General features: G+C 52.0%; 17 protein-coding genes. 15 read left to right on the forward strand and 2 right to left on the reverse strand.

The features are described from left to right. The first annotated feature begins 91 nt into the window (after positions 1-91). The 4 genes from ACIFO6_RS11545 (at position 92) to ACIFO6_RS11560 (ending at position 3,475) form a co-directional block, all read left to right on the forward strand. A complete protein-coding gene (locus ACIFO6_RS11545) occupies positions 92-1,438 on the forward strand; it encodes a 2-hydroxycarboxylate transporter family protein (RefSeq protein WP_430040812.1) in 1,347 nt (448 codons plus the stop codon). A gap of 75 nt (positions 1,439-1,513) precedes the next feature. Further along, positions 1,514-2,719, forward strand: coding sequence for an NAD(P)-dependent malic enzyme (locus ACIFO6_RS11550; RefSeq protein WP_430040813.1), 1,206 nt, complete (start codon positions 1,514-1,516; stop codon positions 2,717-2,719). A gap of 171 nt (positions 2,720-2,890) precedes the next feature. Further along, positions 2,891-3,265 (forward strand): hypothetical protein, encoded by a 375-nt coding sequence (locus ACIFO6_RS11555; RefSeq protein ID WP_430040814.1) that lies wholly within the window; start codon positions 2,891-2,893, stop codon positions 3,263-3,265. A 24-nt stretch (positions 3,266-3,289) separates the two neighbouring features. Further along, the gene (locus tag ACIFO6_RS11560; RefSeq protein ID WP_044645104.1) at positions 3,290-3,475 is read left to right on the forward strand and encodes a YfhD family protein; all 186 of its coding nucleotides are present in this window, start codon (positions 3,290-3,292) and stop codon (positions 3,473-3,475) included. A gap of 87 nt (positions 3,476-3,562) precedes the next feature. On the opposite strand, the gene ACIFO6_RS11565 is transcribed toward ACIFO6_RS11560, so the two are convergent. Then, positions 3,563-3,982, reverse strand: a complete 420-nt coding sequence (locus tag ACIFO6_RS11565) for a hypothetical protein (RefSeq protein WP_283652550.1) — start codon at positions 3,980-3,982, stop codon at positions 3,563-3,565. A 194-nt stretch (positions 3,983-4,176) separates the two neighbouring features. On the opposite strand from ACIFO6_RS11565, the gene prmA reads away from it, so the two are divergent. From prmA to ACIFO6_RS11590, 5 genes are all read left to right on the forward strand, one after another. Beyond that, the gene (gene prmA / locus ACIFO6_RS11570) at positions 4,177-5,142 is read left to right on the forward strand and encodes a 50S ribosomal protein L11 methyltransferase (RefSeq protein WP_430040815.1); all 966 of its coding nucleotides are present in this window, start codon (positions 4,177-4,179) and stop codon (positions 5,140-5,142) included. Positions 5,143-5,144: 2 nt separating this feature from the next. Then, positions 5,145-5,837 (forward strand): site-2 protease family protein, encoded by a 693-nt coding sequence (locus tag ACIFO6_RS11575; RefSeq protein WP_430040816.1) that lies wholly within the window; start codon positions 5,145-5,147, stop codon positions 5,835-5,837. A gap of 161 nt (positions 5,838-5,998) precedes the next feature. Beyond that, a complete protein-coding gene (locus ACIFO6_RS11580; RefSeq protein ID WP_430040817.1) occupies positions 5,999-6,763 on the forward strand; it encodes a 16S rRNA (uracil(1498)-N(3))-methyltransferase in 765 nt (254 codons plus the stop codon). A 1-nt stretch (position 6,764) separates the two neighbouring features. Further along, positions 6,765-8,108 carry a tRNA (N(6)-L-threonylcarbamoyladenosine(37)-C(2))-methylthiotransferase MtaB gene (mtaB, locus tag ACIFO6_RS11585; RefSeq protein WP_430040818.1) on the forward strand — a complete coding sequence of 448 codons (1,344 nt, stop codon included), beginning with the start codon at positions 6,765-6,767 and terminating at the stop codon, positions 8,106-8,108. Positions 8,109-8,211: 103 nt separating this feature from the next. Next, positions 8,212-8,646 (forward strand): NUDIX hydrolase, encoded by a 435-nt coding sequence (locus ACIFO6_RS11590; protein WP_430040819.1) that lies wholly within the window; start codon positions 8,212-8,214, stop codon positions 8,644-8,646. Here ACIFO6_RS11590 and ACIFO6_RS11595 read toward each other — a convergent pair. Beyond that, positions 8,636-9,658, reverse strand: coding sequence for a Na/Pi cotransporter family protein (locus ACIFO6_RS11595; RefSeq protein WP_430040820.1), 1,023 nt, complete (start codon positions 9,656-9,658; stop codon positions 8,636-8,638). The two genes, ACIFO6_RS11590 and ACIFO6_RS11595, sit on opposite strands and share 11 nt — an antisense overlap. A 75-nt stretch (positions 9,659-9,733) precedes the next feature. Between ACIFO6_RS11595 and ACIFO6_RS11600 the strand changes: the two genes are divergently transcribed. The 6 genes from ACIFO6_RS11600 (at position 9,734) to ACIFO6_RS11625 (ending at position 22,492) form a co-directional block, all read left to right on the forward strand. Continuing rightward, positions 9,734-9,919: a hypothetical protein gene (locus ACIFO6_RS11600; protein WP_430040821.1), complete on the forward strand. Its 186-nt coding sequence runs from the start codon at positions 9,734-9,736 to the stop codon at positions 9,917-9,919. 83 nt (positions 9,920-10,002) lie between these two features. Beyond that, complete coding sequence (locus ACIFO6_RS11605) at positions 10,003-11,382, forward strand: class I SAM-dependent rRNA methyltransferase (RefSeq protein ID WP_430040822.1); 1,380 nt, start codon at positions 10,003-10,005, stop codon at positions 11,380-11,382. Between the two features lie 230 nt (positions 11,383-11,612). Further along, complete coding sequence (gene addB, locus ACIFO6_RS11610; RefSeq protein ID WP_430040823.1) at positions 11,613-15,179, forward strand: helicase-exonuclease AddAB subunit AddB; 3,567 nt, start codon at positions 11,613-11,615, stop codon at positions 15,177-15,179. Next, complete coding sequence (gene addA / locus ACIFO6_RS11615; protein WP_430040824.1) at positions 15,176-19,282, forward strand: helicase-exonuclease AddAB subunit AddA; 4,107 nt, start codon at positions 15,176-15,178, stop codon at positions 19,280-19,282. The genes addB and addA overlap by 4 nt, the downstream gene beginning before the upstream one ends. Before the next feature lie 49 nt (positions 19,283-19,331). Continuing rightward, on the forward strand, positions 19,332-20,516 hold the full coding sequence (locus ACIFO6_RS11620; RefSeq protein WP_430040825.1) for an exonuclease SbcCD subunit D: 1,185 nt from the start codon (positions 19,332-19,334) through the stop codon (positions 20,514-20,516). After that, positions 20,513-22,492: an AAA family ATPase gene (locus ACIFO6_RS11625; protein WP_430040826.1), complete on the forward strand. Its 1,980-nt coding sequence runs from the start codon at positions 20,513-20,515 to the stop codon at positions 22,490-22,492. The genes ACIFO6_RS11620 and ACIFO6_RS11625 overlap by 4 nt, the downstream gene beginning before the upstream one ends. The last annotated feature ends 21 nt before the right edge of the window (positions 22,493-22,513 follow it).

Below are 22,513 nucleotides of genomic sequence, written 5' to 3' on the forward strand. Positions count from 1 at the left end.
GTGAATGATTAGTTCTAAAACCAAATAAAGCGTTTTCCGAGGTGTAGAATGGAAGCATGGTCATCATTCTTCACTACAAGGAGGGAGCTTTATGGAAAATGCTACAAACCAGCCGGTCATTCAAAAGTGGCAAAAAGGGCGTAAAAATCCTGCAGACGGCATCAGGATGCTGGGCAGGATAAAAGTGGGGGTTATTCCGCTTCCGCTTTACGTCGTGATTGCGTTGATTGTATACGCAGCTGCGATTACACAGAGACTTCCGAACGATCTGCTGGGCGGGTTTGCTGTTATTATGATTTTAGGCATATTGCTCAGTGATCTGGGGGCAAAAACTCCGCTGCTCAAGCATATTGGTGGTCCGGCCATTCTGTCACTCATGGTTCCATCGTTGATGGTATTTTGGAACATGTTTCCTCCATCTGCGATGGGGGCTGTACACATGCTGATGAAAACCTCGAATTTTCTTTATTTTTATATCGCTTGTCTGGTCACCGGAAGTATTCTGGGTATGGATCGGAAGATGCTGATGAATGGAATTGTCAAAATTTTTGCCCCCATTATAATAGGCTCTATTGCAGCGGTAGCAGTAGGTATGGTAGTGGGTATGGCTTTTGGCTACAGCGCCTATCATACGTTTTTTTACATCATTATTCCGATTATCTCCGGCGGGATTGGAGAAGGGATTCTACCATTATCCATTTCGTATGGATTGGTGCTGGGCAAGGATTCAGCGGTATTCGTATCCCAGTTTATCCCGGCCGCAATCATTGGTAATATTGTTGCCATCATAGGTGCGGGTATTTTGAAAAAAATGGCAGATAAAAATCCTCATACTTCTGGTAACGGGAAGTTGTTGAAACTTGATAAAGAAGGGGGAAAATTATCTCCGGCGAGTCTGGAACAACCTGTTTCGTTTCCATTGATGGGTGGGGGGTTGCTGCTAGCCTGTACTTTCTTTATTGTAGGTAAACTGCTGGAGCCGTATCTTCATATTCCTGGCCCGATTCTGATGATTCTGGCTGCGGCCTTAATGAAGTGTATTCAAGCGATGCCGGCCCAGATAGAGCAGGGAGCTTTTCATTTGTACAAATGTATTGCGGCAAGTCTGACATGGCCGTTGATGGTGGGATTGGGTATTTTGTATGTGCCTTTGGATAGCGTGGTCGGAATTCTGACAATTCCTTATGCCATAACCTGTGCATCCGTTGTGGTTGCATTGATTGTTGCTGGATACTTCACAGGAAAATGGATTAACATGTACCCGGTGGAAGCTGCGTTGGTGACCAGTTGTCGTGGCGGATTGGGCGGTACGGGGGATGTAGCGATCCTGTCTGCATCGAATCGTATGGAGTTGATGCCTTTTGCGCAAATAGCAACACGCATTGGCGGGGCAGCCACAGTCATTTTAGCAACCTTGTTACTCAATTTATGGAGCTGAAAGTCTATACCAAAGCCTGATAATCTATAACAAATGTACAGAAAAAAATACAGACATGAAGGGATGGAGAGAAGCATGAGTAGTTTAACAGAAGAGATCAGACAATTACATGAGGGCGGTAAAATGGAGACCCAACCGAAGCAGCCGATTGCAAGCATGGAGGAGCTATCCAAGATTTATACCCCCGGCGTAGCTGAAATATGTATGGAAATTGCAAATGATCCAGCTAAAGCGTATCAATTAACGATCAAAAAAAATACAGTGGCGGTCGTATCGGACGGAACAGCGGTGCTAGGATTGGGAGATATCGGACCAGAGGCGGCTATGCCTGTGATGGAAGGTAAGGCGGTTCTGTTCAAACAATTTGCAGGTGTAGACGCATTTCCAATCTGCCTTAATACGAAGGACCCTGATGAAATTGTTCAAATTGTCAAAATGATTGCCCCTGCCTTTGGTGGTATTAATTTGGAGGATATCTCTTCACCGCGCTGCTTTGAGATTGAGAGACGATTAAAAGAGGAGCTGGACATTCCGGTATTTCATGATGATCAGCATGGTACGGCCGTCGTCGTGTTAGCAGGTCTGGTGAATGCATTGAAGGTATGTGGCAAAAAAATAGAGGATGTCAAAGTCGTATTTGCAGGTATCGGTGCGGCGGGTACGGCTTGCTCTCGGATGTTGCTCAAGGCGGGTGTACGCAATCTGATCGGCGTTGATCGACAGGGAGCCATTCATCGTGGCGTGGAATATAGCAATCCACATTGGACGGAGTATGCGAGCATGACCAATCCGTACAATTTGAGTGGCAGTTTATCCGAGGTGATTATAGGGGCCGATGTGTTCATCGGTCTGTCAGGCCCGGATTTACTGGGTGTGCAGGATATTCAGAGCATGGCTGCTGATTCTATCGTCTTCGCCATGGCGAATCCGAAGCCGGAGATTGACCCAGCCTTAGCAGTCCCTTATGTGCGTGTTCTGGCTACGGGCCGCTCTGATTATCCTAATCAGATTAACAATGTGCTGTGCTTTCCGGGAATTTTTCGGGGGGCGTTGGATTGTCATGCCTCGACAATTAATGAGGAAATGAAGCTGGCTGCCGGGCTTGCTATTGCTGATGCGATCAGTCCTGAGGAGCTAAGTGAAACTTATATCATACCTAATGTGTTTAATCCGAAGGTGGTCTCTAAGGTTCGTGATGCTGTCATTCGCGCTGCGTGGGAGACAGGAGTAGCCAAGGCAGGTAAAGCTCCTGCCGCTGCATTGCACCCGCAAAAGCTATAGTCTTCACAAACTACTTTCCAACCGTTTCAGCATACTAAACCGGTGTTGTTTGTTCCGTTCAGCCTTTGTGGGGAATATAAATCCGCGCCAATGAGCAGGATATAGCAAAGCGCAACTGTCTATGTTCTTGAACAGGAGGTTGCGCTCAATACCACACAGGGAGTTTTGGGGATGAGTGAAAAAAATATTTTGGCCTATTTCAAAAGCCCCGAGGAAGCACAAGGAGCAGCTAGAAAGCTGGAAGCTCTCCGGGCAGCAGATGTATCTATAGACCGATTTAGCCGCTATCCCCGACAGTCTATGGGCAACGCTGGATTACCTGTATTTGCGGGGCAAATTACCAGCTTGTCCTCACTGACGCAGGGAGTGGAGTTTACGGATGCAACTCCAGCGATACTGGCTGCGGCTGATCCATCTGCCAGCGGCATGAGTGACGGCGGGCAAGGTGGGCCGACAGGCCGCGATATATTGTTAACCGCTGTGGTGGATGAATCCATTCATCATCAGGCGATGTCTATTGTGGAACAAGCGGGTGGTATGCTATGAAAACGTTGGAAGGAGCTGTGACAGATGCCCACAAACAAACGGTTCGATAAAGTGCTGACCAAAACCGAGAAAATCAAGCGTGCACAATCTGCTAAAAATGAGGATGTTGAATTCTCGGCAGAGCAGGCAGATGCTCAAGATTTGGAAGCGATCCGGCGCGGTGAAGTAGCTGATCGTCGTCAAGAGCGCATCATAAACGACAGCGAGTAGAATTCAATAAGACGGGTCATCCCTATCATTAAATATGATTTGTGGGATTGCCCGTCTTATTTGTGTTTCATCCTCTTGTCTATTTAATTATCCGCTATAGGCTGTTGCGCTAAAAACAAGGGGACCGGAGACGAAAGCAGTAGTCGCAGGCGTTTGATTTTCAATAATCAGTTGATAGTTTTGCACGCCCAGAGGTGCAACATCTACCGTTTCGACATTAATGATAATGTTGTCGTCAAACAGATTAGTCTGTAGTCCGTAATAAATTTCCTTGCCAGCTCTCCATATACGTACAAGTGTTCTAATATTGCCCGCACCAACAAAACGCAAGCCTATGGATGCCTTTAATTCTACCCGATTGTTAACAGCTCCAGGAATAGTCGGATCAATAAATACGGAAGCAGTAGCAATCCCTAGTCCGGCTGGAGAAATAGGAACCGGAAGACTAATCCCATTGGTAATAGGTGTGATGACAGCAGCATTATAATCCAAAACGGTTTTGGCCATTATAAGTCACTCCTTCTTAGAATATACTATATTGTATGTACTAGAGTTAAGGAGGCTTGGACTAAAAGAGTGGGCAACATGCACAAGTTCTACAAAACATTTTGCACTTCGATGGTACTATCTTTTTTGAACTCCTATGCATGTATATAGTACAATATAGAGTATGCATGTGAAATGAGGAGGAAATGAAAACCATGTTGTGGCATGAAATTACAATACATACAACCGAAGAAGCCGTCGAAATGATTTCGAATTTTCTGCACGAAGCAGGTGCGGGAGGGGTTTCCATTGAAGAATCCGGTTCGCTGAACAAACCACGCGATACGTCCTACGGACAGTGGTATGATCGGCCCTTGAATGACATTCCTGAAGGACAAGCGACCATCAAGGGTTATTTTGCCGAAGAAGTTGAGATGGACAGCATCCGCTCGCAAATTGAGCCACGCGTCGAAGAATTGAGAACATTCGATATTGACCCTGGCGAGGTTCGGTATGAGCTGAAAACGGTCAATGAGGATGACTGGGCGAATGCCTGGAAGCAATATTTCAAGCCATTGCGTGTGTCGAATCGTCTAACGATCAAACCGACTTGGGAAGCCTATGAGCCTGCCAGTGAAGATGAAAAAATTATTGAGCTGGACCCCGGCATGGCCTTTGGCACCGGAACGCATCCCACCACATCACTTTGTCTGAGAGCGTTGGAGTCTGTGATTAAGGGTGGAGAGGAAGTCATTGATGTGGGCACAGGCTCCGGCATTTTGGCGATTGGAGCCGTGCAACTGGGAGCGAAGCATGTACTGGCTCTGGACCTTGATCCCGTAGCGGTATCCAGTGCGCGGGAAAATACCCATCTGAATGGGTTGGAGGATCGCATTACCATTAAAGAGAGCGATCTGCTGTCCGTGCTGAATGCGAGCGATCCGACGCTGGGTATCCAGTTGCCAGTCAAGCTGGTGGTTGCTAATATTCTGGCGGAAATTATTTTGCTGTTTATTGAGGATGTGTACAAGGCTCTGGAGCCAGGTGGTATTTATATCGCTTCAGGGATTTGGAAGAACAAAGAAGAGGTTGTCGAAAACGCATTGAAGGCGGCGGGCTTCGACATTGCCGAAACGTGCCGGGATGAGGATTGGCTGGCGTTTGTGGCGAGAAAGAGGTAACTATGGATTTTTTACAAAATATTTTTCGTGTGAAGTTAGAGGTTCTTCCTTTTTACTTGCTGGCTCTGATCATTTCTTTTACGGTGCATGAATTTGCGCATGCGTATTATGCCAATAAATTCGGTGACCCTACAGCCAAGCTGCTGGGACGCGTGACTTTAAATCCGGCAGTGCATATTGATCTGATGGGTATGTTGCTGCTGCTGATCGGGGGCTTTGGCTGGGCCAAACCGGTTCCGGTCAATCGCGACAATTTCAGTCGTCCACGTTCTATGGGGATTGTCGTGTCTGCCGCTGGGCCGCTGAGCAATTTGCTGCTTGCCTTTGTGGCTACCCTGATTTATGCGGTGCTGCTTCATTTTCAGGTGCTGCCGAATATCGAGAATCAGCGGGTGGCTCAGGCCATCAACTTGTTTATCAATTCACTGATTAGTTTGAATCTGTTTTTGTTTATTTTTAATTTAATTCCGCTGCCACCGTTGGATGGTTACCGGATTGTGGAGGATGTGGCCCCTACACCGTTGCGCCGCAAACTTCAGCATTTTGAGCAGTGGTCCATCTTTATTTTTCTGTTGATCCTTGTTATCCCGCAGGTGCGGGCGGTGACGATTGAGCCGCTGTATGTGCTATCCCAGACGATTTATGTACAGTTTTTGCAGTTCGCTTTTTACATCATCGGATTATTTGGAGCCTAACGGCTCCTTTTTTGCGGGTATGGACGGTAGTATAACAATTGGAGCAGCAACATACTGGTCATCCGGGCGCAAAAGATGATATGATGGTGCTTGGTGATTTATTCGGATATTGTACAGAACCCAATGGATAACAGTTATTTTCAGAATAGGTGTGAGAGACAATGCAGCGTTATTTTATTCCGGCAGAGCAGTTTCTGGAAGACCATGTGATCGTGGCAGGTGAGGATGCGCGACATATTGCCAAGGTCATGCGCGGTCGTAGCGGTGACAAAATTATAGTCAGCGATGGGGTATCGAGGGAAGCGTTGGCTGCGCTGGATACGATAGAACAGGATCGTGTGACGGCGACGATCGTCGAGCCGCTGGAGATGACCTCCGAACCACATGTGCAGGTCACCATTGCCCAAAGTCTTCCCAAGGGAGACAAGATGGAGACCGTTATGCAAAAATGTACAGAAATCGGAGCAGCGGGGTTTGTACCGTTTTTGTCCGAGCGTACGGTCGTGCAGTATGATGCCAAAAAGGAAGGCAAGCGGCTGGAGCGCTGGCGCAAGATTGTGAAGGAAGCGGCTGAGCAAAGCCACCGTAACCGGATTCCGGAAATTAGCGCGCCGATGACGTGGAAGGAGCTGCTGGCTTCTTTTTCGCAGTATGATTTGATATGCTATTGTTTTGAAAAAGAGCAGGGGCGGCAGCTACGGGACGTGATTCAGCCTTTGGCAGGACAATGGACGTCGATGGACAAGCCACGTGTTCTGCTGGTAGTGGGGCCGGAAGGCGGCTTCAGCGAATCGGAGAGCCTGGAGGCCGAGCAGGCCGGGGCGCAGTCTACGGGGTTGGGAAGACGCATTTTGCGTGCGGAAACCGCAGGTATGGCTGCATTGGCTTGCATTTTATATGAGTCAGGAGAAATGGGAGGGGTTTAATATGCCGTCAGTGGCATTTTACACATTGGGTTGTAAGGTAAACTTTTATGATACAGAAGCGATTTGGCAGCTGTTCAAAAATGAAGGCTATGAGCAGGTAGATTTTGATGAGCAGACAGCTGACGTCTACCTTATTAATACGTGCACCGTTACGAATACCGGCGATAAAAAGAGTCGTCAGATCATTCGCCGTGCGATTCGTCGGAACCCAGATGCCATTGTGGCAGTGACGGGCTGTTACGCCCAGACTTCTCCTGCCGAAATTATGGATATTCCCGGTGTCGATCTTGTGATTGGTACACAGGATCGCGACAAAATTATTCCGTTTGTTCAGGAGATTCAGGAGTCGCGTCAACCTGTGAACGCTGTGCGCAACATTATGAAAACGCGTGTGTTCGAGGAAATGGACGTACCTGATTTTGCTAACCACACACGTGCGTTTTTAAAAATTCAGGACGGCTGCAACAATTTCTGCACCTTCTGCATCATTCCGTGGTCGCGTGGTCTGTCCCGCAGCCGCGATGCCGCAAGCATTATGGCTCAGGCGCGTCAACTGGTTCATGCGGGCTACAAGGAAATTGTGCTCACAGGCATTCATACAGGCGGTTATGGTGACGACATGGACAATTATGATCTGTCCGATCTGCTGTGGGATCTGGAGAAGGTGGAAGGGCTGGCGCGTATCCGTATCAGCTCGATTGAAGCCAGCCAGATAGATGAAAAAATGCTCGATGTGCTGAATCGTTCCACCAAGCTGGTGCGTCATTTTCACATACCGCTTCAGGCGGGAGACGACACTGTGTTGAAACGGATGCGCCGCAAATACACAACAGAAGAGTTTTACAATAAAATGCTTATGATTCGCAAGGCGATGCCGGATGTGGCGATTACGACAGACGTTATTGTTGGCTTTCCTGGGGAAACGGACGAAATGTTCCGCAACGGCTATGAACTGATGAAAAAGATCGGCTTCTCGGAAATGCATGTGTTCCCTTATTCCAAGCGCAGTGGTACGCCTGCGGCGCGTATGGAGGATCAGGTGGATGAGGACGTGAAAAATGCACGTGTGCATGAGCTGATTGAACTGTCAGAGCAAATGCAGTTGGCTTATGCAGAAAAGTTTGTCGGTCAGGTGCTGGAGGTTATTCCGGAAGTTGCGCCGAAAGGGACCGAAGATAGCGGCATGCTTCACGGTTACAGTGACAATTACATTCAACTGGTGTTTGAAGGTAACAAGGATCTGGTTGGCAAGGTGTGCCGCGTGAAGCTGACGAAGGCGGGCGTTAATGAAAGTGAAGGCCAATTGGTCCGTGTTCTGGAGAATGGGTTGCAAACAGCTTTGTAAAAACAAAAAAACCTGAACAGGTATTAGAGATGGCAAACAAGGATTTCGCCTTTCCTTACAGGGAGGACGGAATCCTTGTTGCGCAAGGAAAGGGGATTACAGGATGGCAGCAAAAAAGGAAATTTCCGCCGGAGGTGTTGTGTACCGCAAACAGGGGGAGCAGCTTGAAATTCAACTGATTACCGACCGATACGGCAAGGTCTCCTTGGCTAAAGGTAAAATGGAGCAAGGAGAAACGATCGAACAGACAGCTTTACGTGAAATTCGTGAGGAAACAGGGCTGAACGGACGGATTATCCAGCATGTGGATATGATTGCTTATACGTATCAGCATCCTGAGTTTGGGGAAGTGGACAAGGAAGTCCATTATTTTCTCGTAGAGGCACTGGATGGGGATTTACAGGCACAAATTGAAGAAATCAAAGGTGTCGCGTGGCATATGCCTGAGGAAGCATGGCGGCTCCAGCACCAAGGCGGGTATGACAACAATGATGTCATTTTGAGCAAGGCGCTGTCCATGCTTGGAATTAACGTTTGATGATGTTGGAAGATATGCGATTCTCCAAACGTGTCCATACAGGTAAATAGCAGACTGGCAAGACAAGCAGAGAGCTGATCACGTTAAACAGGGTTTGGGCATGGGCGACCCTGGCTCCAGACTCAGCAGATATCCAGGCGGCTACCATTTCCAGCCCAGGGATCAGCGGCATAAACATTAACGCCCCGCCTACGTTCAGCAGTACATGGGACCAGGCCACAAATTTGCCGGATACGCTGCCGCCTACAGCCGCTATGAGAGCCGTCACGCAGGTGCCAACGTTGGAGCCAATGACGATGGCGATACCCACATCGGCTGGCAAAGCTCCCGCAGCCGCAAGGCTGATCGCCATGCCAATAACAGCGGCGCTGCTGTGAACCAGTGCGGTCAGGCAGGCCCCGGCAGCGAAGGCCCACCACATATTGGCCGCAGCGTGGTCCAGAAACCAGCGGAACAGCCCGGCCTGCTCAATCCACGGGCCGACTGTTTGCATCACGCGGATACCCGCAAGGATCAGCGAAAACCCGGCAAAGGCGAGGCTGATATATTGGACAGCCAGCGGACGACTGAGCTGAAGGGAACTGGATGGTGGCCCGGCAGACGCATACTGGCGGCTGGAGCCAGCCTCGCCCCACAAGACCGCGACGCTCCAGCAAAGCAGCGAGCCGCAGAGCAGCGGAACAGCCAGCTTGCCTAGCTGGAGACCCATTAGCTCGGTGGTCAGACAGGTACCAATATTGGTGCCGAGGATAATGCCGAGCGTACGGCCGTAGGTCAACAGCCCGGCGTTGACCAGTCCGATGGTCAGCACCGTGACAGCGGTGCTGCTTTGCAACAGGGCGGTAATGCCTGAGCTGAACAGCATGCCACGCCAAGGGGAAACGGTGGCCCGGTTCAGCCAGCGGGTGAGGAAGGGGCCAGCTAAATGCCGGAGGGCCGCTTCCATCAGCTTCATCCCGCCCAAGAAAATAAGCAGCCCACCGCACAGCGGCAAAATAACGTGTATAAACACAGGCATAGCCCCCTTTCTAAGGTTTTAATTGAATTGCGCTTATATCAGCATTTTGCATAATTTGATTCCCAACGCTTGAAAGAACAATATATAGACGGACTAAACCGTTTCGATCTCTATATTGCCGATTTAAAATCGATTTTGGGATTTATGCAAAATGCTCATGTAACAGCCTATGATTTGTCGAGGACAGCCATGACAAGCATGGCGGGCAGCAGCGGAGCGATTCATTTGAATCTGAAGAAGCGCCAGCGATGGTAAGATCAAATGAATCGCGGAGCCGCGCCCCATCGAACACCACGCTTTTAACACTTTGAGTAATCCAAGAATGGGAGTGAAGGACTTTGCCTTCAGTAATATTGGAACGCAGCCGCAAAAAAAGGCTGGAACACGCGCACCCCTGGGTCTTTAAAAATGAAATATCCAAGGTGGAGGGTGAGCCGGAGGCGGGTGATCTGGTCAATATCGTAAACCATCAGGGCCGTTATTTGGCAACGGGTTACTATAATCCGGCCTCACAAATTACGGTGCGTGTGATGTCCTACGAGCCGCTGGAAGCGATGGATCAAAGCTTTTTTGCCAAACGCTTCCGCGATTGCCTGGAGCACCGCGAACGTTTTGTGACCGGAGGAGACGCGTATCGGCTGGTATACGGCGAGGCTGATTTTTTACCCGGGCTGATTGTAGACCGTTTTGGCGACGTGTTGGTCGTACAATTATTAACGCTCGGTATGGATCGCCGCAGGGAAGAAATCAGGGATGCACTTGTTGAAGTGATTGGCCCTGTTGGTATATATGAGCGCAGCGATGTATCCATCCGCGAGTTGGAAGGACTGGAACAGACCAAAGGGCCTTTATATGGCGACTGCCCGCGTCATGTCGTGGTAACGGAAAATGGTTTGCGTATCAAGGTCGATATTGTAGAGGGCCAGAAGACAGGCTATTTCTTCGACCAGCGTGAGAATCGTGCGGCGATCGCTCCACTGATGACGGGCTGGGGAGGACGTAGCGGAATTACGTTGCAGGAAGTAGCAGCAGAGCAGGGTGACGCTGGCACAGCGGTCATGAAGCCTGTGAACAGAAGCGGCAAGGTTGTGGAGTTCCCATTCTGGGATGGCGCAACTGTGCTGGAGTGCTTCTCACATACGGGAAGCTTTACGCTCAATGCCTGCAAATACGGTGCGAAAAAAGTAACCTGTCTTGATATTTCCGAGCACGCGATAGAAAGCGCACGGGATAATGTCAAGCTGAACGGTTTTGAGGAACGCGTCGAGTTTGTCGTGGACGATGCTTTCCAATATTTGCGTAATCAGGTTAAAGGCGTAGAGGAACGCACTACGCGAGCCGGGGGAAAAGGAGATACTTCCAAGCCGCTCACAGCAGGGGGCGGACGTACCTTTGATGTAGTGATTCTTGATCCGCCAGCCTTTGCGAAAACAAAGAATGCGGTCAAAGGAGCTACGCGTGGATATAAGGATATTAATCTGCACGGGATGAAGCTGGTCAATGAGGGCGGCTATTTAGTGACTGCAAGCTGCTCATTCCATATGCGGCCGGAGCTGTTTCTGGACACGCTTAAGGAAGCGGCGGCAGATGCCGGAAAAATCCTCCGTCTGGTGGATTGGAGAGCGGCTGGCAAGGATCATCCCCAAATTCTGGGCGTAGAGGAAGGCCATTATTTGAAATTCGCTATTTTTGAGGTGCGCAGTCGAACACAACTGTAGAATTTATAGATTGTTAACCGCATATTAAGGTAGCGGATCAAGTAGATTAGGCTCGTTTTATCCATAAATCAGTCCTGTAGAGAAGGCATACAACAAGCCTGCTTGCGGGACTGTTTGTTTTTTGAGGGAGGATAAAATGCTACAAGATGGCAAACGTACGTTCTTTTCTCTCTTGCCTCATATGCTATACTGTTGAATAGAATGTTGTTCGTTGGAAAGGAGGCCGCATCATGTCGGTCCGTTTGTTAATTGGCCGCTCAGGCAGCGGGAAAAGCGCGTTAATCCGTCGCGAAATGACGGCTATGCTACGCAAGGAACCGCTAGGTAAGCCAATGCTGTTACTTGTGCCGGAGCAATCGTCATTTGCTTCAGAGCATGCATTGCTTACAGAAGCCGAAAACGGTATTCAGGGGACGGTGCGCGCACAGGTCATGGGATTTCATCGTCTTGCCTATTTGGTCATGCAGGAAACCGGGGGTTCGGCGCTGGTACCTGTGACGGAGGAAGGCAAGAAGATGCTTTTATATAAAATTATTCGTCGTCGCAAGGATGAACTGAGCTTATTTAAGGATTCGGGAGACCAACTGGGCTTTGTGGATCGGTTAAATACGCTGTTTACAGAGCTGAAGCAGTATGGGAATGATACTCGGTATGTCCCGGAGCAACTGGAGCGAATGAATGCGGCGGGGGAATCCACTCCGATTTTACGCGGCAAGCTCAAGGACATCAGTCTGATCTATGAGGATTTTGAAAGAGAGCTGACGCTTCAATATATTGATGGCGAGGATACGCTGCGTATGCTGGCTGAGCAGATTGCTGAGTCGTCCATTGTACGTGGAGCGGATATTTGGATGGATGGCTACCGCAGATTTACGCCGCATGAATACAAGGTGGTGGAGCAGCTCATGCTGCACGCTTCTTCGTTGACGGTCGCACTGACTTGCAATCGCAGCTACGAGAGGGGACAGCTTCCGCATGAGCTGGATTTGTTTCATCCTTCGGCGGCTACCTATGTAAAGCTTAAAGGGATGGCGGACGAGCTGATGATCGAGACGCAGACACAACTGCTGCGCTCTGATCCGCTTCCGAGATTTAAGGACCGCCCGGCGTTGGCGTATCTGGAGGCAGAGTTTGAACGACGTGCGGGATATCGGAACCAGGGACGACCCATGCCGCAGCAACAGATGCCGGAGCAATGGAAAGATAAGCAGCCTGAAGAAATCAAACTGTATGCCGCAGCGAACCGACGTGTCGAGCTGGAGGGAGCAGTGCGCGAAATGCGCCGTCTGGCCCGAGATGAGGGGGCACGTTATCGGGAAATGGCTCTGTTTGTACGCCATATTGAGGATTATGAGCCGTGGGTGGAGCCGATATTCAAGCAATATGAGGTTCCGGTGTTTCTCGATCAGCGCAGAAGCATTTTGCATCATCCCTTGGTGGAAATGATTCGGGCTTCGCTGGATATCGTCCAGCGGCGTTGGCGGTACGAGGATGTATTTCGTGCGGTTAAAACGGATCTGCTGTTGCCACAGGGTGGACGAGTCAGCCGCGAGGATATGGATCGTCTGGAAAATTACGCATTGGCCTGCGGGATACAGGGCAGCCGCTGGACAGACGGACGGCCATGGCAGGCTGTACCCAGCCTTTCGCTGGAGCTGGAGGAACAGGAGCGGAATCGTCAGCGGGACGAAACGTTGGATCTAATGGAGCTGTGCCGTGATGTGATCGTGACGCCTTTACGTGCGTTTGAGAAACGTTTGGGTAAGGCCCGGACTGCACTTGAGAAGTGTGAAGCGGTGTACTTGTTGCTGGAGGATGCGGAAATTGGGCATAAGCTGGATGACTTGATCCATCAGGCCGAGGAAGCGGGAAATCCCGAGCAGGCGAAGGAGCATCGTCAGGTATGGGATGCGGTGCTTGAGCTGTTGGATCAGATCGTCGAAATGATGGGTGACGAGAAGCTGGACACTTCTTTATTTGCAGGTGTGCTGGAAACGGGGCTGATAGAGTACCGTATGGGTCTTGTTCCGCCAGCTCTGGATCAGGTACTGGTCGGAAACACAGACCGTACTCGTGTAGCTGGTATTCAACATGTCTTTGTACTGGGTATGAACGAAGGTGTGATGCCAGCTGTATTTCATGAGGATGGCGTGCTGAACGAGCAGGAACGTACCGCGTTGAATGAACGGGGCGTTGAACTGGCACCGAATATGACAAGACGTCTGCTGGATGAACGTTTTCTTGCGTATACGGCGCTCACATCAGCCGGAAGCAGTCTGTGGATGAGCTACGCGGTAACCGACGAAGAGGGCAAGTCGTTGCTGCCGTCAGAGTTGGTACGCCATGTCCGTCAACTGTTCCCTGCTCTGGAAGAGCACCCGTTGGCTGCCTATCCATTGCCTCGGGACCTATGGGCGACGCAATGGGAGTATGCTTCCCATCCGTCCGAGGCATTGCCGCAACTGATCGCGCAATTCCGGCAATGGCGGCATGGTGGAGAGATTTTATCTCCCTGGTGGGAGGTATACAACTGGTATGCGGGCCAGCAAGGGCGTGAAAAGGACAAGCTGCGTCAGTTGCTAACCTCACTTTTTTACGAAAATCATGCCGAAATGCGGAAGGAAACGAGTCGCCGTCTGTACGGTAGCAAGCTGCGTACCAGCGTTTCTCGTATGGAACGTTTTGTCGCTTGTCCGTTTTCGCATTTTGCTTCCCATGGTCTTCGCTTGAAGGAGCGCCAAATGTATCGGCTAAAGGCACCGGATATCGGACAATTGTTCCATGCGGCGCTCGGAGAGATGGCGATGAATTTACGTAAACGGAACGTGAGCTGGGGCAGTCTCAGCACAGAGGAATGCCGACAAGAGGCGGAATCGACGGTGGAGCGTTTGGCTCCCCGCCTGCAAGGCGAGATTTTAATGAGCTCCAAGCGGTACGGGTACATTTTGCGCAAGCTGAAAGATATTGTGAGTCGGGCTTCGCTGATTTTGGGTGAACATGCGCGTAGAGGCAGCTTTGAGCCGCTGGAGCTTGAGCTGGGTTTTGGGCCGGGAGAAAAGCTTCCTCCTCTGACCTTTCGGCTGGACAATGGTGTGGTGATGGAAATCGTCGGACGAATTGACCGCGTGGATGTGGCAGAGGGAGAACAAGGCTTGCTTTTACGCGTCATTGATTACAAATCCAGCCAAAAGGATCTCAAGCTGCATGAAGTGTATTATGGCCTGTCCTTGCAAATGCTCACATACTTGGACGTGCTGCTGAATGCGGCAGAGGAATGGTTGGGCGAGACGGCTTATCCGGCGGGGACGCTGTATTTTCACGTCCATAATCCGATGTTGCAATCACCGAATGGTCTGAGCGCGGAACAGGCCCGTCAGGAGCTTCTAAAACGCTTCAAGATGAAAGGGCTATTGCTCGCGGATCGGGATGTGGTCGGACAAATGGACACAGCACTGGACAAGGGGTATTCCTCGATTTTGCCAGTTGCGGTCAAGGCGGATGGCAGCTTTTACAGCAGTGCGTCTGTCGCTTCGCCGGAACAGTGGGACAGCCTGCTGGCTTCGGTGCGCGATAATATCCGAACGATTGGGACACGCATGACAGAGGGCGATGTGGCGATTGAGCCTTATCGTATCCAGCAAGAGACGGCATGTACCTTCTGTTCTTTCAAACCTGTTTGTCAATTTGACGACAGTCTGGAGGGCAGCGGCTACAACCAATGGGGGAAACCCGGCAAGGATCAGATATGGGATTTGCTTGGGTCTGCACAGGAAGGGAAAGGAGGAATGGACCAATGATAAGCACATCAAGCACTAACGGAATACCCAAGCCGGAAGGCAGTATGTGGAGTGATGACCAGTGGCGTGCGATCTATGAATCTGGCAACAACATGCTGGTAGCGGCAGCGGCGGGGTCTGGTAAAACAGCGGTGCTTGTAGAGCGCATTATTCGTAAAATCGCCGATCCGCGGCTCGGTTTCAGCGTGGATCGGCTGCTGGTAGCGACCTTTACAAAGGCTGCTGCCGCCGAAATGCGCCAACGTATACGTGAAGCTTTGGAACGTGTGCTGGAACAGGAGCCGGATAGTGAGCATGTACGTCGTCAGTTATCGCTGTTAAATCGGGCGTCGATTACGACGCTCCACTCTTTTTGTATGGAGGTTATTCGCAGGCATTATCAGGCCATTCCCCTTGATCCCGGTTTTCGGATTATGAATGAGCATGAGACGGAATTGCTGCGGCAGGAGCTGCTGGAAGAACTGTTTGAGGAAAAGTATGAGGCTAACGATGAAGGCAGTACATTCCGCAGACTGGTGGACTGGTTTAGCGGTGAGCGTACAGATGATGCGATGTATGTGCTTGTTCAGCGCTTGTACGATTTTTCGCAAAGTCATCCCTGGCCGGAGCACTGGCTGAGGGAGACCGCAGCCACGTTCCGTGTAGAAGATGTGACGGCTTTGGGAGAGACGCCTTGGGTTCGCAGCATTTTGGTGGATGCGGCCCTTTCGCTGCGCGGAGCAGCAAGCCTGCTGGAGCAGGCTTATGAGACAGCTATGCAGCCCGGCGGCCCTGCGCCCTATGCAGTGACGCTGCAAGAGGATACCGCGATGGTGAAGGGACTATTGCAGGAACTGGAGACACAGCCGTGGGCCTCGCTGTATGATCACTTTCAAATAGCGGCCTTCGGCAAGCTCAAGCCAGTCAAAAAGGATCAGACTGAGCCTGCATTGCAGGAACGGGTCAAGGCGCTCCGTGAGGCAGCCAAAAAAATGATCACGGATATGAAGGCTTCCCTGTTCGGCAGGAGGGCGGAAGCCTATTTGGAGGAACTACATGGGGCGGCTCCTCTGATGGAGGAACTGGTGGAGACCGTAATTGCCTTCGGGGAACGATTTCAACAGCACAAGCAGTCCAAAGGGCTGGTGGATTTCGGGGATTTGGAGCACTATTGTCTGAAAATATTACGTCATCCCGACTCTACTCCGCACAGACTGCTGCCTTCGGACGCTGCACTCGAATACAAGGAGCAATTCGACGAGGTACTGCTGGATGAGTATCAGGATACGAATACGGTACAGGAGGATATCGTCAGGCTGGTATCCCGTGAAGAACCGGGCAACCGGTTTATGGTAGGGGACGTGAAGCAGAGTATTTATCGGTTTCGGCTGGCGGAGCCGGGTCTGTTTCTGAACAAATACCAACGATACGGTATGCAGGAGCAGGAAGATGGCTTTTTAATTGATCTGGCGCGTAATTTTCGTAGTCGGGTGGAAGTCGTTGATGCGGTCAATCTGGTGTTCCGGCAAATCATGAGCGTGGATGTGGCGGAAATTGAATACGATGAACGGGCATGGCTGGCGCATGGTGCTTCCTATCCTGAGCAGACGGAAATGGAAAAGGATGCTACATCCCCGTATGCACCTGAATTGTTGTTGGTTGATAAAGGCGGGCGCGGTCTTTCGGAGGCTTCGGAACTGTCCGAAACGGGTGATGAGTCCGCTTTACAGGAAGGCGAAATGGCTGAACTTGCGGAGCTGGAAACGGCACAACTGGAAGCTCGTGCAATCGCGCAACGGATTAAGGAGCTGACGGGAGATACAGGCCAACCGCTGTTGATTTATGACAGAGGGTTAAAAGCGATGCGTCCGGCAGTCTTCGGTGATATTGTCATTTTGCTCCGTTCGGCGAGCGTATGGGCACCGTTGATTGTAGAGGAGCTGCGTCTTGAGGGCATTCCGGCATCCGGCGAGCAGACGACAGGCTTTTTCAAAGCAACGGAAGTGGAGGTCATGCTGTCTCTGCTACACATTATTGATAATCCGCAGCAGGACATCCAGCTGGCATCGGTGCTTCGTTCACCGATTGTAGGCTTGACCGAGGATGAGCTGGCACAAATCCGGCTGCAAAAGCCGGACGGATTGTTTTATGGCGCTCTGTTGGCGGCGGCTGAGGCTGACCATACAGAGGAGAGCAAAAATGGAACGTCCAGGGATATGCAGGAATGGGACCTTTTCGCAGGAGATTCAACAACAGATGCCTCAGATATGGATGACGGGAATAGCGAAAATACGTTGCCTGCCCGATTGCGTTCGTTTTTGCGCGATTTGGAAGCGTGGCGGCAGGAAGCCAGACAAGGTAGCTTGAGTGCATTGATTTGGCGTTTGCTGGAGGAAACGGGATATCTGGATTGGGTAGGTGGATTGCCTGGAGGCTCCCAACGTCAAAGCAATTTGCGGGTGCTGTATGACCGGGCGAGACAGTATGAGACTGCAACCTCTAACCGGGGCTTGTTCCGATTTTTAACCTTTATTTCTCGCTTGCGAGAGCGAGGCGGTGATTTAGGCTCATCCAGTGGCGCTACTGAACCTGATCAGGCTGTCCGTATTATGACGATTCACAAGAGTAAAGGACTTGAATTTCCCGTCGTGTTCATCGCCGGAACGGCTAAAATGTTCAATCAGCAGGATCTGAATGCGCCGTTTCTCATGCATAAGGAGCTGGGGTTCGGTCCCAAATATGTGGAGGAACAAAATCGGGTCAGCTACCCGACGCTGCCTAATTTGGCGATCCGTCGACGTTCCCAGCTGGAGCTATTGGCTGAGGAAATGCGGGTGCTATATGTGGCGCTTACGCGTCCGCGTGAGAAGCTTATTATGACCGGAACCGTTAAGGATCTCACTTCACGCGCAACGGGTTGGGCACGGGCCAAAGAGCATACGGAAACGGTTTTACCTGATTATATGCTGGCAGCAGGCCGCAGTTATCTGGACTGGGTAGGTCCTGCGTTGATCCGACATCCTTCTGCCGCTGTACTGAGGGAAGCGGCAGGGGATCAGGAGGGGTACTATCACAGGCTGGAAACGATGCCGGGCGGGGATTGGCTATTCAGAATGATAGCTTCGGAGACTCTTTCCGGCTCTCGTTTGAATTTGGGCCCTGGGGAAGAGACTGTTAATGAAGAGCGTCAGCAGAAGACGGTAGCGTTGAAAAATGCCAAGCCGATCGACAAAAGGTGGCTCTCATCCGATTTCGTATCCAATAGCCCAGCAGATATGACAACAAGGACTGATGCAGATATTGCCGCTGCGCTTTCCTGGTCCTATCCGTATGAACGGGCAAGCAAGACGGCGGCGAATACATCGGTTACCGAAATGAAAAGATGGCTAGCGATGCAGGAAACTGGATCGGAAGATTGGCTAAATTTGTCTTCTTTTCAAGTAGCCGAGTTACCAGAGGAGATGGAAGATTCTCAGACTGGGGGAAGTCGACTGCACTTGCGCAGACCCAAATTTATGGGTGACCGGGGATTGACGCCGACGGAACGTGGAACGGTGTACCATACGCTATTTCTGCATTTGCCGCTGGGGGGTGCGATGAACGCCGAGGTGATTGAGGAAACGAAGGCTCGTCTGCTGAACCAGCGCTTATTGCTGGATGTTCAGGCGAAGGCGTTAGATACGGATAAAATATTGCGCTTCTTCACCAGCGAGCTGGGTCGCAGATTGCTGGAGGCAACCCATGTGCAGCGTGAGCTTCCATTTACCTATACGATAGGAGCCGCTGATTTTTGGAGCCGCAGCTTGCCGTCGATGCTGTCCGCACAGGTAGCAGAGCCGGGATCGGCCGGGCAACAGCAGGAAAGCATGATGTCAGAGCCTGGCCACAATGACAGAGTGCTGATGCACGGGATCATTGACTGCTTGTTTGAAGGGCCGAAGGGGTTGGTTTTGCTAGATTACAAAACAGACCGGGTATCCGAATTTCGGACGGTGTCTCATTTAACGGAGCAATATCGTTTTCAACTGGAGCTGTACGCCCACGTGATCGAAGATATTACAGGTACAAGGGTTGCTGAGAAGTGGTTGTATTTTCTGGAGGCTGGAGAAAGTGTGAGATTGTAGCTATTTAATATTTAATGGACGAAATAGATAGGGAGAGAGGAGGAACAGCATGCGGATTTTGCATACGGGAGATTGGCATTTGGGGAGAACGCTGGAAGGGCGTAGCCGTTTGAAGGAGCAGGAGGCGTTTCTGGAAGAATTGGCGAAAATGGCCGACGATCAGCAGGCAGATCTGATTATGATGGCTGGAGACGTGTACGACTCGGTCAATCCTCCAGCCGCCGCCGAGCAGCTATTTTATGAAACGTCTGCCCGTTTAACGGCTGGAGGAAGACCGCTGGTCGTTATTGCGGGGAATCATGATCAGCCGGAACGGGTATCCTCGGTTACGCCGCTGGTGAGTCAGCGCGGAATTACGTTGCTGGGGCTGCCCAGCGGGGAAGCGGTGCGGATTCATACACCGCGTACAGGAGAAATGGCATGTATCGCAGCCTTGCCTTATCCTTCGGAGTCCCGTCTGAACGAATTGTTGTCCGAGGACGGAGACGAAACGGTGTTGCGAGAGGCTTACAGCCGTCGTGTGGGGATGCTGATGGCACAGCTCGGTACGGCGTTTCGGCCTAATACCGTTAATCTGTCCATGAGCCACATTTATGTGCTTGGCGGACTGGAGTCCGATTCGGAGCGTCCGATTCAGGTCGGGGGAGCCTATACGGTAGACCCGTCTGCACTAAGCATCGGGGCGCAATATACGGCTTTGGGGCATTTGCACCGCCCCCAATATGTGAAGGGTGACGGGCTGATGCGCTATAGCGGATCTCCGCTGGCTTATAGCTTTTCCGAAGCAGGGCAGGCCAAATCGGTCACGCTCATTGACGTGGTCGCAGGCAAGCCCGCACAGGTCGAGGAGCTGTATATTACGAGTGGACGCCCTTTAGTAAAATGGCGCGCACGGGGAGGTTTGGAAGAGGTGTACCGATGGCTAGACGAAGGGCTGGATGCGGACGCCTTTATTGACCTGGAAATTACGCTGGAGGAAGCGATGTCTCTGGGAGATATTCAGCGGCTGCGCAAAAGCCGCGAAGGCATTATTCACATCCGCCCGATGTATCCTGAAATGGCGGCGGCACAGCTGGAGCATCAGCGCTCAGAGCTGCCGGTTCACGAGCTGTTTCGGGCTTTTTATCAACGGCAAACGGGCGGAGCACAGCCGGATGACGGATTGGTGCAGCTATTTTTGGAGTTGGTGGAGCAGGATGATGCAAGGGACCAGGCCGAGGAGGAGGATGTATGAAACCGATTCTTCTGAAATTGGCGGGGTTGCAAAGCTACCGGGAGTCGCAGGAAATCCATTTTGAGGAGTTGACCGAAACCGGACTATTCGGGATCTTTGGCCCGACAGGCAGTGGTAAATCGACGTTGCTGGACGCGATTACGCTGGCTATGTACGGCAAGGTGGAGCGGGCGGTGAATGGAACACAGGGCATTATGAATCATGCAGAGGATACGCTGTCCGTGGCGTTTACGTTCGAGCTGATGTCAGCCCAAGGACCTCGTCGTTATCGTGTGGAGCGCCGATTCAAACGTGCTGGTGGCGTATCGGTGAATAATACGCTTAGTCGATTTATCGCGTTCACAGCGGACGGCGAGGAAGTCCTTGCTGACAAGGTGCAGGATGTGACGCGTTGTGTGGAGGAGTATATTGGCCTGAAAATGGACGATTTCACACGAGCTGTCGTATTGCCACAGGGGAAGTTTGCTGAATTTTTATCATTAAAGGGCAGTGAACGCAGGCAGATGCTACAGCGTTTGTTTCATTTGGAAAAGTACGGAGACCAGCTCGCACAGAAGCTGAGCCGCCGTGTGAAGGACAATGACGCTGCACTGAAAGCGCTGGAAGCGGAGCAGCAGGGACTCGGCGATGCGGGTGCCGAAGCGCTTGAACAGGCAGAGCAGCGTCTTAAAGAGGCTTTTGCCCATGCAGAGGCCTCACGCCGCGAGCTGGAGCGGGTGTCGCGCGAGACGGAAGCACTGACTAAAATTCGTGATCTCGTCCTAGAGCGCAGCCGCCGGGGGAACGAGCTGGAACAACTGGCGGCATTGGAGCCGGACATTGCTTCGCTGGAGTGCAAGCTCCGTCAGGCCTCCGCAGCCGAGGCATTGCTGCCTGCGCTGACAGATTGGAAGGAAGCTGTTGCCGAAGCGGATAAGCGACGGAAGGCAGCCGAAGAAGCGGCGGTGCAGGCGACATCGGCGCAGGAGGCTGCGGTTGTGTCTATGCAAGCAGATGAGCAGGCCCGGCAAGCTCTGGGTGCAGAGGAACCGAAGCTGTTGCTTCGAATCGACCAGTTGGAGCAGGCGCTGCAATTGGAGCGTGATACGGAAGCGTCGCGGACAGAACGGGACCGTCTGGCGTTAGAGCTTGCACAGAGTGTGCAAACCCTTGCTACATATGCCGAAGGACTCGCCAAGGAACAAGAGCTACAGGCGCGAGGATCGAAGCGGCAGCAGGAGCTTCAACAGGAATTGAAGCAAAATGAAGTGCGTGCAGATGAACGACGAATGCTTCAAGAGGCCATGCAACGGCTGCAACAGCTGGAGACGGCGGATGAGCAGCTACGCGAAGCAGAGCAGGATTGTGTCACACAGGAACAAAGGCTTGGCCAGGCTGACGAACGCCTGAAGCTGACGGAGCAGGAGACACTTGAGACGGAGGGACGTCGTTCCGCCCTTGCCGCACAGGCGGCTGAGGGCATCGAGGCGCTGCTCACGCTGGAGGCAGAGGTCACCGCCGATGTGTCGGCGCTGGCTGCCGAGGAAGAGCAGCTGCGCCATGAGCTGCGCGCCGAAGAGCTAGGCCGCCTCGCGCAGCACCTCGCAACCGAGCTACGCGAGGGCGAGCCGTGCGCGGTGTGCGGCTCGCTGCACCACCCCGCACCCGCCGCCACCGCGGCCCACGGTGCGGATGCCGCTGCGCCGGACGAGCTGCATCGCCTGCGGCTGAGCTTGCAGGAGCTGCGCCTTACGCTGCGCCAGCAGCTGCACGAGCAGCGCAGCTTGCTGGCGCAGCAGCCCGCCGCCGTAGACGCCAGCGGCGCGGCCGCCACGGGCGAGCCGGCCGCGCTCACCGCAGCGGCAACGAGCGGTGCCGCTGCTTGGGCGGAGCGCTGCGCGGCGCTGGAGCGGGCGGCCGCCAAGCTTGCCGCCCGTGCGCGTGCGCTGCCTGCGGAGGCGCACGCGCTACGCGAGGAGGACGCCGCCGGAAAGTAGCGGCGTATTCGCGCAACCAAC

It is taken from the genome of Paenibacillus sp. NRS-1781, assembly GCF_050467745.1.
GTDB lineage: Bacteria > Bacillota > Bacilli > Paenibacillales > Paenibacillaceae > Paenibacillus > Paenibacillus terrae_A.